The sequence below is a fragment of the Aeromicrobium sp. JJY06 genome, from assembly GCF_044069275.1.
GTDB classification, from domain to species: Bacteria; Actinomycetota; Actinomycetes; order Propionibacteriales; family Nocardioidaceae; genus Aeromicrobium; species Aeromicrobium tamlense.
This window is the reverse complement of record NZ_JBIMRD010000001.1, coordinates 834,823-848,155: the sequence shown is the minus strand read 5'-3', so window position 1 is coordinate 848,155 and position 13,333 is coordinate 834,823. Positions and strand designations below refer to the sequence as shown.

13 protein-coding genes are annotated in these 13,333 nt (G+C 72.7%); 4 read left to right on the top strand and 9 right to left on the bottom strand.

All coding sequences use genetic code 11. The annotated features are described in order from the left end of the window. Positions 1–80: 80 nt before the first annotated feature. Entirely contained in the window at positions 81–629 is a 549-nt protein-coding gene (locus tag ACGWYL_RS04275; protein WP_395486514.1) for a hypothetical protein, read from the top strand. After that, positions 622–1,386 (top strand): exonuclease domain-containing protein, encoded by a 765-nt coding sequence (locus tag ACGWYL_RS04270; protein ID WP_395486513.1) that lies wholly within the window; start codon positions 622–624, stop codon positions 1,384–1,386. Before ACGWYL_RS04275 ends, ACGWYL_RS04270 begins: the two co-directional genes overlap by 8 nt. Position 1,387: 1 nt before the next feature. Here the strand turns inward: ACGWYL_RS04270 and pgm are convergent, their stop codons facing one another. The 3 genes from pgm to ACGWYL_RS04255 form a co-directional block, all read right to left on the bottom strand. Further along, positions 1,388–3,025: a phosphoglucomutase (alpha-D-glucose-1,6-bisphosphate-dependent) gene (pgm, locus tag ACGWYL_RS04265; RefSeq protein ID WP_269303918.1), complete on the bottom strand. Its 1,638-nt coding sequence runs from the start codon at positions 3,023–3,025 to the stop codon at positions 1,388–1,390. A 102-nt stretch (positions 3,026–3,127) separates the two neighbouring features. Further along, the gene (locus tag ACGWYL_RS04260; RefSeq protein ID WP_395486512.1) at positions 3,128–3,958 is read right to left on the bottom strand and encodes an alpha/beta fold hydrolase; all 831 of its coding nucleotides are present in this window, start codon (positions 3,956–3,958) and stop codon (positions 3,128–3,130) included. After that, on the bottom strand, positions 3,955–4,662 hold the full coding sequence (locus ACGWYL_RS04255; RefSeq protein ID WP_395486511.1) for a lysoplasmalogenase: 708 nt from the start codon (positions 4,660–4,662) through the stop codon (positions 3,955–3,957). The genes ACGWYL_RS04260 and ACGWYL_RS04255 overlap by 4 nt, the downstream gene beginning before the upstream one ends. 40 nt (positions 4,663–4,702) lie before the next feature. Here ACGWYL_RS04255 and ACGWYL_RS04250 point away from each other — a divergent pair, with 40 nt between their 5' ends. Next, a complete protein-coding gene (locus tag ACGWYL_RS04250; protein WP_179422482.1) occupies positions 4,703–5,110 on the top strand; it encodes a pyridoxamine 5'-phosphate oxidase family protein in 408 nt (135 codons plus the stop codon). Between the two features lies 1 nt (position 5,111). Here ACGWYL_RS04250 and ACGWYL_RS04245 read toward each other — a convergent pair whose 3' ends face one another. The 6 genes from ACGWYL_RS04245 to ACGWYL_RS04220 all read right to left on the bottom strand — a co-directional run bounded on the left by ACGWYL_RS04245 (position 5,112) and on the right by ACGWYL_RS04220 (position 12,021). Continuing rightward, the gene (locus ACGWYL_RS04245) at positions 5,112–6,368 is read right to left on the bottom strand and encodes a DUF1501 domain-containing protein (protein ID WP_395486510.1); all 1,257 of its coding nucleotides are present in this window, start codon (positions 6,366–6,368) and stop codon (positions 5,112–5,114) included. Continuing rightward, positions 6,365–7,813 (bottom strand): DUF1800 domain-containing protein, encoded by a 1,449-nt coding sequence (locus ACGWYL_RS04240; RefSeq protein WP_395486509.1) that lies wholly within the window; start codon positions 7,811–7,813, stop codon positions 6,365–6,367. The genes ACGWYL_RS04245 and ACGWYL_RS04240 overlap by 4 nt, the downstream gene beginning before the upstream one ends. Further along, complete coding sequence (locus tag ACGWYL_RS04235; protein WP_395486508.1) at positions 7,813–8,757, bottom strand: hypothetical protein; 945 nt, start codon at positions 8,755–8,757, stop codon at positions 7,813–7,815. The genes ACGWYL_RS04240 and ACGWYL_RS04235 overlap by 1 nt, the downstream gene beginning before the upstream one ends. A 100-nt stretch (positions 8,758–8,857) precedes the next feature. After that, positions 8,858–9,676, bottom strand: a complete 819-nt coding sequence (locus ACGWYL_RS04230; RefSeq protein ID WP_395486507.1) for a DivIVA domain-containing protein — start codon at positions 9,674–9,676, stop codon at positions 8,858–8,860. A gap of 69 nt (positions 9,677–9,745) precedes the next feature. Further along, complete coding sequence (locus tag ACGWYL_RS04225) at positions 9,746–10,603, bottom strand: hypothetical protein (protein WP_395486506.1); 858 nt, start codon at positions 10,601–10,603, stop codon at positions 9,746–9,748. Beyond that, a complete protein-coding gene (locus tag ACGWYL_RS04220) occupies positions 10,600–12,021 on the bottom strand; it encodes a hypothetical protein (RefSeq protein WP_179422494.1) in 1,422 nt (473 codons plus the stop codon). The genes ACGWYL_RS04225 and ACGWYL_RS04220 overlap by 4 nt, the downstream gene beginning before the upstream one ends. A 240-nt stretch (positions 12,022–12,261) precedes the next feature. Here ACGWYL_RS04220 and ACGWYL_RS04215 point away from each other — a divergent pair, with 240 nt between their 5' ends. After that, positions 12,262–13,293, top strand: coding sequence for an NADP-dependent oxidoreductase (locus ACGWYL_RS04215; protein WP_395486505.1), 1,032 nt, complete (start codon positions 12,262–12,264; stop codon positions 13,291–13,293). The last annotated feature ends 40 nt before the right edge of the window (positions 13,294–13,333 follow it).

Genomic DNA, 13,333 nt, shown 5'->3' with positions numbered 1-13,333 from the left:
CCATGGCCGACCCCGCGAACTCCCGTTCCGCAGGTCTGTCATCGGAAGGTCCCGGGTCTCGGACCGGGGCAGAGATCTGGGTGCGACGCATCGTCGTGGTGCTCGTGCTCGTGGTGGTCGCCCTCGTCGTCTACGGTCTGCTGGCCGCGGCACTGCCGCGCTGGTGGGCCCAGCGCGTGGGCAACCAGGTCGACGGACGGATGACCGTCGGCATCTTCTGGGGTCTGTTCTACGGCTTCGTCTTCAGCTTCCTCCCGGTGCTCGTCGTGTGGCAGGTGCGACGCCCGTTCCTGAAGTGGCCGTGGAAGATCGCGGTGGTCCTCGTGGCGGTCACGCTGGCCGCGCCCAACTGGCTGACGCTGTCGATCAGCCTGGGCGACAACAGCGCGTCGGACGCGGGCTGGATCACCCTGGTGAACGAGGCTCCCGGATTCCAGTGGGCGACGCTGTTCGGGGCCATCGCGGGCGTGCTCGCGTCCTTGGCCCTGGTCGGCACACTGGCCTCGGCTCGGCGGCGCAAGTCCAAGGTCTCCGAGCTCGAAGGACGGTTGAGGGAACGGGACGCGGACACGCGCGCGGGGACGGACGAGTCGAACGATGAGCACCGAGAGGAACCGCCCCATGCCTGAAGCGTCCGCCCGCCCCACGTCTGAGCCGGATCGTCCCGGCCCGGGACGGCGCGCCAAGAACGTCCTGCCTCCGCGCGAGGACCCGAACGCCTGGTACCGCCGGCCGCTCGCCTCGCTCGACTTCGAGACCACCGGCATCGATCCGCGCGCCGACCGGATCCTCAGCTTCGCCGCGCTGTCCGACGTGGGCGGCGACCTCATGGGCATGGTCAACCCCGGGGTGCCGATCCCCGAGTCCTCGGCCGACATCCACGGCATCACCGCGTCCGACCTGGCGCGCGCGCCGATGTCCGCGCAGGCGCTGCGTCCCGTGCTGGCGTGGGTCCACGACCTCGTCCAGCGCCGCATCGGCCTGGTCGTCTACAACGCCTCGTTCGACCTCACGCTGCTGCGTGCCGAGGCCGAGCGCCATGGGCTGGACCAGCCCGACTGGGACCGCCTCCTCGTGGTCGACCCGTTCGTCATCGACTGGGGCGTCGACCGCGACCGCGACGGCCAGCGCCGCCTGTCCGACGTCGCCTCGCACTACGGCGTCCGGCTCGACAAGGCGCACGACGCGGCCCACGACGCCCGCGCGGCGCGCGAGATCGCGATCACGATGGGCACGGCCTACCCCGAGATCGTCGGCTCCAGCCTCACGATGCTCATGGCGCAGCAGCGCTACTGGATCGCCGCCCGGACGATGGACTGGAACAAGCGCGCCCACGAGCTGGGTCGCGGCCTGACCATCCCCGGCCTCGACTGGCCGTTCGCCTGACTCAGTCCGACGCCAGCGCCGCGTCGACCACCGACTTCGCCGCGGCCTGTACCTCGGCCAGGTGGTCGGGTCCGCGGAACGACTCCGCGTAGATCTTGTAGACGTCCTCGGTGCCCGAGGGGCGGGCGGCGAACCACGCCGACTCCGTCGTCACCTTGAGGCCGCCGATCGCGGCGCCGTTGCCCGGCGCCTCGGTCAGCACCGCGGTGATCGGCTCGCCCGCGAGCTCGGTCGCGGTCACGTCGTCGGCGCTCAGGCTGCCCAGGCGCGCCTTCTGCTGCCGGTCGGCGGGGGCGTCCACGCGGGCGTAGGCCGGGTCGCCGTGGCGCTCCACCAGCTCGCCGTAGAGCTGGCTGGGGGTCTTCCCGGTGGTGGCGATGATCTCCGACGCCAGCAGCGCGGCGGTGATGCCGTCCTTGTCGGTGGTCCACACGCCGCCGTCGCGGCGCAGGAACGACGCGCCGGCCGACTCCTCGCCGCCGAACCCGAACGAGCCGTCGATCAGGCCGGGCACGAACCACTTGAAGCCCACCGGGACCTCGACGAGCGGGCGGCCCACCTGCTCGGCCACGCGGTCGATCATCGAGGACGACACGAGGGTCTTGCCGATCTGGGCGCCGGCGGGCCAGTCGGGCCGCGCACCGCCGAAGAGGTGGGCGATCGCCACGGCGAGGAAGTGGTTGGGGTTCATCAGGCCGGCGTCGGGCGTGACGATGCCGTGGCGGTCGGCGTCGGCGTCGTTGCCGGTGGCGACGTCGAAGCGGTCACGCTGCTCGATGAGCGACGCCATCGCGTGCGGTGACGAGCAGTCCATGCGGATCTTGGTGTCCCAGTCCAGCGTCATGAACCGGAACGTCCCGTCGACGAGGGGGTTGACCACGGTGAGGTCGAGGCCGTGCCGGTCGGCGATCTCGGCCCAGTAGGCCACGCTGGCGCCGCCGAGCGGGTCGGCGCCGATGCGCACGCCCGCGGCCGCGATGGCCTCGACGTCGATCACGTGAGGCAGGTCGTCGACGTACGTGCCGAGGTAGTCGTAGGGCCGGCACGCGGCGCGCGCCCGCGTGAACGGCACACGCCGGACGCCGCCGAGGCCGGCCGCGATGAGCTCGTTGGCGCGGTCGGCGATGACCGACGTGGCGTCGCTGCCCGCCGGTCCGCCGTGGGGCGGGTTGTACTTGAAGCCGCCGTCAGCGGGCGGGTTGTGCGACGGCGTGACGACGATGCCGTCGGCCAGGCCGGTGGTGCGGCCGCGGTTGGCGCGCAGGATCGCGTGCGAGACGGCGGGTGTGGGCGTGTAGCCGTCGCGCGCGTCCACCAGGACCTCGACGTCGTTGCCGACCAGCACCTCGAGCGCCGTCGCCCAGGCGGGCTCGGACAGCGCGTGCGTGTCGCGGCCGATGAAGAGCGGACCGGTGATGCCCTCGTGGCTCCGGTAGTCGCAGATCGCCTGCGTCGTCGCCGCGATGTGGTCCTCGTTGAACGCGGTGTCGAGGCTCGAGCCGCGGTGCCCGCTGGTGCCGAACGCCACCCGCTGCTCCACCACGCCGGGGTCCGGCCGCAGCGTGTAGTACGCGGTCACGAGATGGGCCAGGTCGACGAGGTCCTCCGCCACGGCCGGTTGTCCTGCGCGCTCCGTCATGCGCCCATCATGCCGTTTCCGGCGCTGACAGTTTCCCCGGTCAAGCGGGGAAACTGTCACTTCACGAGGTTTGCAAACCTCGTGAAGTGACAGAAAACCCACTTAAGCGGGGAAACTGCGGACCCGGTCGAGGATCTCGGAGGCGAGCAGGTCGGGGTGCGTGTCGGGGAGCCAGTGGCCGCTGTCGACCTCGACGAAGCGGTAGTCGCCGGTGACGTGGTCGCCGCAGCGCTCGGCGCCGTAGCGGCCGATCGCGAGGTCGGTGGCGCCCCAGACGAACGTCGTCGGCACCGTGACCGAGGGCGTCGCCGAGAGCGCGGGGGTCATGGCGCGGTACCAGTTCAGCGTCGCCGTCAGCGCGCCCGGCTCGGACAGCCTCTCGACGTAGGCGTCCTCGTCCTCGGGCGGAACATCGCCGCCGTACATCGCGCGCAGTCGTGCCCCGTCGTCCTCCAGCAGGACCGTCTCGGCCTTGCCGGGACGACGCAGCAGGCCGATGTAGGCGCCACGCTCCTGCTGGTCGGGGTCGCCGGCCAGGGCCTCGTTGTAGGCGGCCAGGTGCGGCACCGAGACCGCGGTGAGCGTCAGCACGTGGGCGGCGTGACGCGTGGCCACGACCCACGAGACGGCCGCGCCCCAGTCGTGGCCGACGAGGTGGAACCGGTCGTGCCCGAGGGCCGCCGCGATCGCGACGACGTCGTCGGCCAGCACGTCGGCGTCGTAGTTCTCCACGCCCTCCGGGCGCGCGGTCGGGCTGTAGCCGCGCTGGTCGGGCACGATGACGCGCAGCCCCTCGTCCGCGAGGCGCTCGGCGACACCACGCCACGAGCGGCGGTCCTGCGGCCAGCCGTGCAGCAGCACGACAGGCGTGCCGTCCTCGGGTCCGAACAGGTCGACGTCGAAGGCCAGGCCCGAGGCCTCGACGGTGCTCACGCGGTCCCCGTCGGCAGCTTCGGCCAGCAGTCCGTGGGCCGCGTCGCATCGAGCCCCGTGGTGGCGGCCCGGCTGCGGGCCTCCTTCTGCACGATCGCGGTCGTCAGGAAGAACAGCGCCAGCGCGTAGGTCAGCATGACGACGAAGTTACCGAACGCCGACTCCTCGGGCACCCGGTCGGCGATGCGTGCCGCGATGAGGCCGTCGCTGAACAGGAAGAGCAGGGCACCGATCCCGGCCCGCAGGTCGACCGCCAGGGCCGTGGCCGCGGTGGAGGACAGCAGCAGTGCGTAGACGAGCACCGGCACCCGCAGCTCGGCGTCCAGCCCGGACCAGACCCACGCCAGCAGCGTGACCGCGGCGACCGCGAGCGCGAGCGGGATCCACGCCCGGCGGCGCAGCACGTCGAGGGCGCCGCGGCGGACGAAGAACGTCACGAAGCACACGTGCGCCGCCGCGAAGGACGCCATGCCGGCGAGGAAGAGGCCGTCGATCTCGAGGAACAGGTCGCCGCCGAGGCAGAGGACGAGCGCGAGCACGAGGATCCGTGGGCCCTGCTGCTCGATCACCCACCCGATGAGCAAGGGGGCGAGGAGGCACTTGGTGATGCTCTCCCACGGCTGGGCTTCGGCGAGCACGAGCGCCAGGTGCACCACGACGGCGAGGCCGAACGCGGCGAGCCAGGGGCTGCGGAGCGAGTTCATGGCCACACCGTAACGCTGGTCACGCGTGCACAATGGACTCATGAGCACCGGATCGATCCAGGAGTTGGACCAGGACGAGTGCCGTGAGCTGCTGAAGGTCGGTCGGTTCGCGCGGATCGCGTTCGACACCGGCGACCAGCTGGAGCTGCTGCCCGTCAACTACGCCTACGACGACGGCATCATCCTGATCCGTACGAGCGAGACCTCAGGACTGTCCACGATCGTCGACCGCCGGTTCGTCCTGGAGGCGGACCACCACGACGACACCTACCAGACCGGCTGGAGCGTCGTCGTGCGCGGAACGGCCACGCGGGCCACGAAGGAGCAGCTCGAGGAGTTCGGCACCCGGCTGCCGAACTCGTGGGTCGCCGCCGAGGGCGCGGCCGTCCACATCGCGATCACGATCGACGACGTCCGCGGCCGCCGCGTGCGCCAGTTCCCGGGCTGACTCAGTACGGCGACATGAACCCGAGGGTCGTGCGCGTGAGGCCCGGGAAGACCGTGCCGACGCCCACCTCGGGGAAGCGCGCGGCGAGGATCTCGGCCAGCACGCTGCGGTAGTCGGTGGTGACGGCGAGGTCGCCGTCGACCCGTCGGTCCGTGGCGAGCGTCGGCCAGTTCGCGTAGTAGCCGCCCCGCACTCCGGCGCCGAACGCGAATACGGCGTTGCCGTAGCCGTGGTCGAGACCCGCCGCGCCGTTCTGGCCGAGCCGGCGCCCGAACTCGCTGAGCGTCACGATCGTCACGCGCGACGCGTCGGGGCCGAGGTCGGTGAGGAACGCCGCGATCGACTTCGACATCTGCTCGACCTGCCGGCTGATCCGCCACGAGATGTCGACGTGGTGGTCCCAGCCGCCGAAGTCCACCGCGATCGCGCGCACGCCGACGCCCGCGCGGATGAGCGCGGCCGAGCTGGCCAGGGCGCGCGCGAGCTCGTGGTGCTCGGGGTAGACGGCGCCGTGCTGCGGGCCCTTCTTCTCCTCGGCGGCGATCGTGCCGGTGCGCCGGTCGAGGGCGAGGGCCTCCTGGCCGGCCTTGCCGATGACGGTGCCCGCGTCGCGGTACATCGCGGACAGGACCGAGCGGACCCGCGGACCGAGGCTGGCGTGGTCGGCCCACGGCGCCGAGAGCGAGGAGAAGTCCGAGGTCGCGAACGACGGCTCGGGCCCGATGAGCGAGGTCGGCATGACGGTGGAGCCCACCTGGATGCCGTCGAAGACGTCGTTCGAGATGAAGCAGCCGATGACGCGGTTGAGCCAGCCGATGCGCTCCGACGACCCGGGGTCGGCGTCCTCGACCAGCTCCATCGCCTCGAAGTGCGAGCGGTTCGGGGTCGGCAGGCCCACGGCGTGGATCGCGGCCATTCGTCCGCTGTCCCACAGCGACTCGAGCGGCTTGAAGGACGGGTGCAGGCCGAACGTGTGGTCGGGCCGGAGCAGGTCGGCCTTCTTCACCGCGATGTTCGGCCGCGCGGCGTAGTAGGCCGACTCGGCGTGCGGCACCATCATCGACATCCCGTCGGCCCCGCCGCGCAGCGAGAGGACGACCAGGATGTTGCCGTTCGTGGCGCCGTAGGCGGTGGACGTCAGGACGTCGCCGAACATCTTCGTGGAGACGCCCGCCATGCCGATCAGGCCGGCCGACCTCAGCAGGTTGCGGCGGGTCACGCCGTAGTCGGCGCAGGACGCGTCGTGTCCGTCGGTCATCGCAGCATCGCCTCCGGCGCGTTGAGGATCGCCGTCCGGATCAGCGTCAGCATCCAGGCGAGGTAGTCGGTCTCGCGCTCCCAGGACTTCGCGAAGACGTGGGTCGCGGGCTGGTCGATCAGCGTGGCGGCCCCGGCGACGGTCTCGGCGGTTGCCCGCCGGCCGGTCATCATCACCGACTGGTGGTGCACGAGGTCCTCCAGCGGCAGCGGCCACACGGGCGGGATCAGATCGCGCACGAGCGGACGGGTCGCCTGCTTGAGCGTGCCGTTCGTGCTGGCCATCCACGTGTGAACCGTCCACGTCCGCAGCATGCGCGCGGGGGAGAGGTAGGTGTCGGACTGCTCGGGGAACCCGTCGGGACGGGGCCACGAGAACAGGGCCTGACCGGTCCAGCTGCACTGCCAGCTGAACGAGTCGACATGGCTGCCCGAGCCTGCGCCGGTGGGCACGATGTCGCACGCGCGCTGGGTGGCCAGCACGTCCTCCACGGGCGTGCGCGCCTTGCGGAAGGCCGAGGCGCGGAATGCGTCGTGCCGCACGAGGGTGCGCAGGCACGCCCTGATGTCCGAGCCCGACTCGAGGTACGTGGCGCGGACCGCGTCGACCGCGCTCTGCGGCGGGTCGTCGCTGATGAACCGCACGCACAGCCGGCGCGCGATGCGCGTCGCCGTCTCGGGCCGCATCGCGAGCCACTCGAGGTAGGCGTCCAGCTGGGGCCGCCCGTCCGCCGCCGCGTTCTCGAACCGCTGGCCCAGCACCGACACGGCTCCGACGTGGTGGCGGGCCGGGTCGTAGCCGGCGGCGTAGTCCTTGCCGACCGCGACGGTGAAGCCGGTGAGCAGGCGGGCCGAGTCCTTCACGTCGTCCTCGGTGTACCCGGCCGTGCGCCCGACGGTGTAGAGCTCGAGCAGCTCGCGCCCGAGGTTCTCGTTGATCTGCGCCTTGGTGTTGCGGTGGTTGGACAGGTAGCCCGACATCGACGGGTGGGTCACGGCGGCCCGCAGCAGCGCCTTGTAGGTGCCCAGGGCATGCGGCCGGATCGCGTGCGTGTCGTAGTGCATCCGCCAGGGGAAGCTCGAGTCCTCGCCGGCCGGGATGTGCAGCAGGTTGGACCAGAAGTCCACCATCACCTCGTGCACCTGCCACGTCGACACCACGCGACGGCACAGCGAGTACCGAACGAGGTCGTTGCCGTACTGCCAGCCGCCGTAGGCGCCGCTGCGCGCGTTCTCCCACGCCGTGGCGGGGGAGTCGCGCAGGTGCGGGAACCACGCCAGCGTCGCGTCCTTGCCGGGTGACAGCTGCGCCTCGAACCACGCGTCGACCGATCCGAACCGCAGGACGTCGGCCTCGAGACGGCCGTTGTGGCCGTACGTGAACCGGCGGACGAGGTGCTGCGCGTACTCGGGCAGGCGCGGCTGCGTGCCGGGCAGGGCGACCATCAGCAGACCCCCGACGACTTCGTGGCGGCGGTGTCCGACGAGACGAGGACGGTGAGCCAGCGGGTCCCGCCGGCCGTGGTCGAGGCGATCCCGTACTCGAAGCCGCTCGCGTCGTGGCAGGCCGACAGCAGGCGGCCGGTCTCGCCGTAGGGAGAGGACAGCCAGGCGTCGACCGTCGTGCGGATCGCGTCGGCGGCACTCGCTCCGCCGACGGCGCGGGTGACGGCCGAGACGGTACGTCCGGGACAGTCCTTCGCGGGCAGGCTGCGGCCGGCGGCGCGGTGCTCCGCGGAGCCCGGATCGGCGGCGCGGCCCAGGCTCGCCATCCAGGCCGCATGACGTCGCGCGTACGTCGTGAGGCAGGCCTCCGCGCCGCGATCGGTGGCGGCCGTGACGGCGGGACGCGCGTAGGTGCCGCGGGCCTCGCGCACGGCGGCGAGGAGCGTCCTCTCCTCGGCCGTCAGGGTGGCGGGCCGCGACGGCACGGTGCGCTGCACGGCGCGCACGGCGACCTTGACCTGGCCCGAGCGGGCGAGCCGGTGCGTGTGCGCGGAGCCTCCGCTCCTGTGCCTCACGCGCGGCGCGATCGCGCGGTACGTGAACGTGCCGGTCCCGGGCTTCAGGCGAATGGAGGCGCTCCCGCGCACCGTGCGCTTCGCGATCGTGCGCCAGGCCTTGCGGGTCGAGTCGTAGCGCTGCAGGTGCACCGGCCGCGGGTGCTTCGTGGAGGTCTTCAGGCGGAACGTCACGACCTGTCCACGCTCGAGGCTGCGGGGCGTGGCGCCGAGCCTCAGCGCGGGCTTCTTCGCGGCCGGCTGCAGCGTCGTCCCGGACTGACGTTCGACCGCCGTGCGCTCCTGCGCCACCACGAGCGCGCCCCCGGCGAGGGCGGTCACGGTGACCGCGACGGCAGCCGCGGCTCCGATGTGACGAAAGTGACGCATGGGGAGAATGATGACTGACCGCAGGCCGAAAGAACAGTCCGTCGGTGGAACGAGAACGGCCCGCCCCAGCAGGGGCGGGCCGTGACGTGCTCGGTGCGGGTCAGCCGCGCTCGGAGGAGGTCTCGAAGAGCGAGCCCTGCTCCTCCTGCGGGGCCTCGCCCGTGAGGTTCGCCAGCGCGCGGCGGACGTTCGTCAGCTGCGCGTTGATGCTCTCGCGGCGGCGCTCGATCTCGGCGACCTCGCGCTCGGACTCGAGGCGGACGCGCTCGGCCTCCGCCTTGGCGTCCTCGACGATCGCGGCAGCCTTGCGGTGCGCCTCGTCGGCACGCTCGCGGTCGAGGCGGGCCGCCTCGGCCTGCTCGGCGTCGGCCTTCGCGCGACGGGCCGCGAGGTCCTGCTCGAACTCCGCGACCGACCGCTGGTGCTCGGCGGTGATGCGGTCGAGCTCGGCCTGGGCCGCCTCGGTGACCTTGGCGGCCTCGTCGAGCGCCTGCTTGCGCACGCGGTCGGCCTCGAGATCGGCCTCGCGACGGGTGGCCTCGGCGTACTCGTCGGCCTCGCGCCGCGTGGCGCCGGCGTACTCGTCGGCCTCGCGACGGGTGCTGACGTCGTAGGCGTCGGCCTCCTTGCGCAGCCTGCGGACCGCGTCGTTCGCGTCGGTGCGCTGGGTCTCGACCTCCTTGGCGGTGGCCTTGCGCAGCGCGGCCGCCTCCTCCTCGGCGAGGCTGAGGATCTGGCCCACGCGGTCGCCGAGGTGCCGGAAGTTCGGCTCGGTGACCGCGGCCAGCCGGTCCTCGCCCTCGGCGATCTGCTCGCGAAGGGCCTTCGCGTGCTCCTTGAGCGTGGCGATGTGCGCGTCGACCTCGCTGGGGTCGTAGCCGCGCATGACGGTGCGGAAGGACGAGTTCGGGCTGCTCATGGTGGGTCCAGTGTCTCAGAGGGGACAAGCACCTCGTAGGCCCTCAACAGACGGGTCTGGTGTCTCGCGTCACGTGGTGGTGTCGTCCCGGGGCGTGGCCGGCGACCCGGTGAGGGTGCTCAGCATCTGGCGCAGGTTCGCCAGCTGGTCGTTGATGCTGTCGCGTCGTTGCATCGCGGCGGCAACTTCTCGTTCGGACTCGGCCCGGATGCGGTCGGCCGTGGACTTGGCGTCGTGGACCAGGCCGTTCGCGCGGGACTGGGCCTCCTCGAGGATGCGGCGGGCGTCGCGCTCGGCGTCGGCACGCTCGGCCTCGGCGGCCGCGTGCTGCTCCTGCAGGCGGCGCTCCAACTCGTCGAGGCGCGAGCGGTGCTCGGCCTCGGACTCGGCGAACTGCTGCTCGGCGGCCTCGCGGCGCGAGGCCATCGCGACCTCGAAGTCGGCGTTGGCGGCGGCGGCCTTCGCGCGCTGGCGCTCGACCAGCGTCTCGGCCTCGTGCCGCCGGGTGGCCACCTCGCGCTCGGCGCTCTCGAGCAGGTCGGCGGCGGTGGTGCGGGCGTCCTCGACCGTGCGGGTCGCCTCGGCCTCGGCGTCGCCGCGCGTGGTGTCGGCGTGTACCTGGGCGTGCTCGCGCAGACGCGCGATCTCCTCGTCGGCGGCGCGGCGCGCCTCGGCGACCTCGGTGGCGGCGGACTCGCGCAGCGCCGCGGCCTCCTCGCGGGCCAGGGCCAGGATCTGCACGACGCGCTCGCCGAGGTGCTCGAAGGAGGCGGGCTCGGCCGGCCGCGGCTCCTCGTCGACCGGCGGGGCCTCGGGAACGGCGCGGAGGCGCTCGATCTCGTCCTCGAGCTCGGTGACGCGGGACTGGACCTGGACGGGGTCGAACCCGCGCAGGACGATGCGGAAGTCGGCGGTGGACTCGGTCATGCGGGTGGCTGCTCCTCGTTGCCGGAGTGGTCGGTGTCATGGCCCGAGAGCACCGTGATGACGTCGGAGAGTCGTGCGAGCTCGTCGGCGGCACGATCGCGCGCGGCCAGCAGGTCGTCGGCCTCGCCGCGAGCCTGCTCGAGCAGGGTGCGGGCCTCGTGGCGGGCCTGCGCCACGCGCTCGTGGGCCTCGGCGAGCAGGGCCGTGGCCTCGTCGCGGCGGGCCTTGCTCTCGCGCAGCGCGTCGCGCTGGGTGGTGAGCACCTCGTCGCTCACGCGCGAGCGCAGCAGGCGGGCGGCGGACTCGGCCTCGGCGAGGCGGCGCGACGCGCGCTCCTCGGTGGCCTCGGCCAGGGCCTCGGCCTGCGAGCGCAGGCGGGTGGCCTCGCGGCCGGCCTCGACGAGGATGCGCTCGGCGCGCACCTGGGCGTCGGAGAGGACGTCGTCGGCGGCCGACGCGAGGTCGGCGGCGGCCTCCTCGGCCTGCGCGATGTCGTCGGCCAGGCGGGCCCGGACGCGTGCCGCGATCCCGCCGGCCACGATGCGGGTGCGACGCAGCACCGACGCGGCGTCGCGGTGGCCCTGCTGGCGCATCCGCTCGGACTCGAGGCGTCCGTTGCCCAGCAGCAGGTCGATCGTGGCGCGGGTCTCGTCGAGCTCGGCGCGGGCGGCGGCGATGGTGCGCTCGGACTCGGCGCGCGCGTGCTCGACGCGGCTGTCGGCGTCCTGACGCGCGTGGGACAGCAGGCGCTCGGCCTCGACCTTGGCGCGATCGGCCTCGTCGATGGCGGACTCGACCACCATCTCGGCGTTGCGGGTCGCGGCCTGCGAGATCTCGAGGGTGTGCTGGTCGGCCTCGGCGACGATGCGCTCGACGTACTCCTCGGCCTCGGTGGTGCGGCGCTCGCTGTCGGCCTCGGCGGTGGCCAGGAGCGCGGCGGCGCGGGCCTCGGCGTCGCGGACCAGCCGGTCGGCCTTCTCGTGCGCCTCGGACAGCAGACGTCCGGCCTCGCCGGCGGCCTCGGTGAGCAGGGCCTCGGTGCGCTCGTGGGCGTCGGCGAAGGTCGCCTCGGCGTCGCGCTCGGCGACCTCGCGGCGCTGCTCGGCGTCGCGGACCAGCACGGTGGCCTGCTCGCTGGCGTCGGCGACGATCGTGGCGGCGTCCTCGGACGCCCGGGCGAGCTGCTCGGTGACGTTGACGAGGTGGGCGTCGGCGGTGTCGCGCACCTGGCGCGCGTCGTCGTAGAGGAGACGGGCCTCGGCCTCGAGCCGGCGCGCCTCGGTGGTGATCCGCTCGGCCTCGGCGGCGGCGGAGGCCTCGAGCTCGGCGGCCACCTCCTGGGCATGGCGCAACAGGTCGGCGACACCGCGGGCGTGGGCGGTGGCCGACCCGGATCCCTGCGTGTGATCAGCCGACATGGTCCGTCCAGTCTTCCACGGCCCCCCGTCGCGGATCGAGGGGTGAGACGTCCCTTTTCGGCCGGTGAGACACAGGTCATGTAACACTCGGGGGGCTTTGTGACATTCGTGGGCTCGAGACCCTCGCCGCCGACCGTCCGCTCGGCCTCGGCCACGATTCCACGCCGACATCTACGATGGCCCTGCCCGCCGATCGCTTCGACCCGGCCGGCACCACCGCCGCGACAGCGGCCACCGACCGTGAGGACGAGCATGACCACCACGACCCGCGAGATCCACCTCGCCCAGCGACCCACCGGACTGCCGGGACCGGAGACCTACCGCTTCGTCGAGCGCGAGCTGCGCGAGCTGCGCGAGGGCGACGTGCTGGTGGAGAACATCGTGCTGACGGTCGACCCGTACATGCGCCCGCGGATGAACGACGTGAAGTCGTACGTGCCGCCGTTCAAGCTCGACCACGCGCTCGACGGCGGTGCCGTGGGCGTCGTCGTCGAGTCGCGCTCCGAGAGCCTGCCCGTCGGCACGGTCGTCCGTCACGGCCTCGGCTGGCGCGAGCACGCGGTGCTGGCCGACCAGTACGCGACGAAGCTCGACCTCAACGGCCTGCCGACCTCGTACTTCCTCGGCGTGCTGGGCATGCCCGGCCACACGGCCTACGCGGGCCTGTTCGACGTCGCCGCGTTCCAGCCCGGCGACTCGGTGTTCGTGTCGGCGGCTGCCGGTGCCGTGGGCAGCCTCGTCGGCCAGTTCGCGCGCCTCGCCGGCGCCGAGCGCGTGGTGGGCAGCGCCGGCTCGGCCGAGAAGGTCGCGCTGCTGACCGACGAGCTGAAGTTCGACGCCGCGATCAACTACAAGGACGGCGACGTCATGGGCCAGGTCGGCCAGGCGTTCCCCGACGGCTTCGACGTCTACTTCGACAACGTGGGCGGCGACCACCTCGAGGCGGCGCTGGAGCACATCAACGAGCGCGGCCGGATGGCGCTGTGCGGCTCGATCTCGGGCTACAACGACCCGAAGGCCAGCGGTCCGCGCAACATGTTCAAGGCCGTGGGCAAGCGCCTCACGCTGCGCGGCTTCATCGTGAGCGACCACGAGTCCCTGCGCCCCGAGTTCGAGCAGAAGGTCGGCCAGTGGCTCCGCGACGGCGACCTCACCTACAACGAGACCACCTGGGACGGCCTCGACGCGATGCCCGACGCCTTCGCCGGCCTGCTCACCGGCGCCAACACCGGCAAGGCCATCGTCCGCCTTCGCGAGGACCCCACCGCCTGACCCGCTCCGCCCCGCCGCTCGCCCCCGCCTGAACCGCGAG

Excerpts from the sequence above, each read along its gene's own strand:
- ACGWYL_RS04250 (WP_179422482.1), top strand. The coding sequence starts at position 4,703 with ATGAGCACCGGATCGATCCAGGAGTTGGACCAGGACGAGTGCCGTGAG.
- ACGWYL_RS04220 (WP_179422494.1), bottom strand. The coding sequence starts at position 12,021 with ATGTCGGCTGATCACACGCAGGGATCCGGGTCGGCCACCGCCCACGCC.
- pgm (WP_269303918.1), bottom strand. The coding sequence starts at position 3,025 with ATGACGGAGCGCGCAGGACAACCGGCCGTGGCGGAGGACCTCGTCGAC.
- ACGWYL_RS04270 (WP_395486513.1), top strand. The coding sequence starts at position 622 with ATGCCTGAAGCGTCCGCCCGCCCCACGTCTGAGCCGGATCGTCCCGGC.
- ACGWYL_RS04255 (WP_395486511.1), bottom strand. The coding sequence starts at position 4,662 with ATGAACTCGCTCCGCAGCCCCTGGCTCGCCGCGTTCGGCCTCGCCGTC.
- ACGWYL_RS04225 (WP_395486506.1), bottom strand. The coding sequence starts at position 10,603 with ATGACCGAGTCCACCGCCGACTTCCGCATCGTCCTGCGCGGGTTCGAC.
- ACGWYL_RS04230 (WP_395486507.1), bottom strand. The coding sequence starts at position 9,676 with ATGAGCAGCCCGAACTCGTCCTTCCGCACCGTCATGCGCGGCTACGAC.
- ACGWYL_RS04245 (WP_395486510.1), bottom strand. The coding sequence starts at position 6,368 with ATGACCGACGGACACGACGCGTCCTGCGCCGACTACGGCGTGACCCGC.
- ACGWYL_RS04240 (WP_395486509.1), bottom strand. The coding sequence starts at position 7,813 with ATGGTCGCCCTGCCCGGCACGCAGCCGCGCCTGCCCGAGTACGCGCAG.
- ACGWYL_RS04235 (WP_395486508.1), bottom strand. The coding sequence starts at position 8,757 with ATGCGTCACTTTCGTCACATCGGAGCCGCGGCTGCCGTCGCGGTCACC.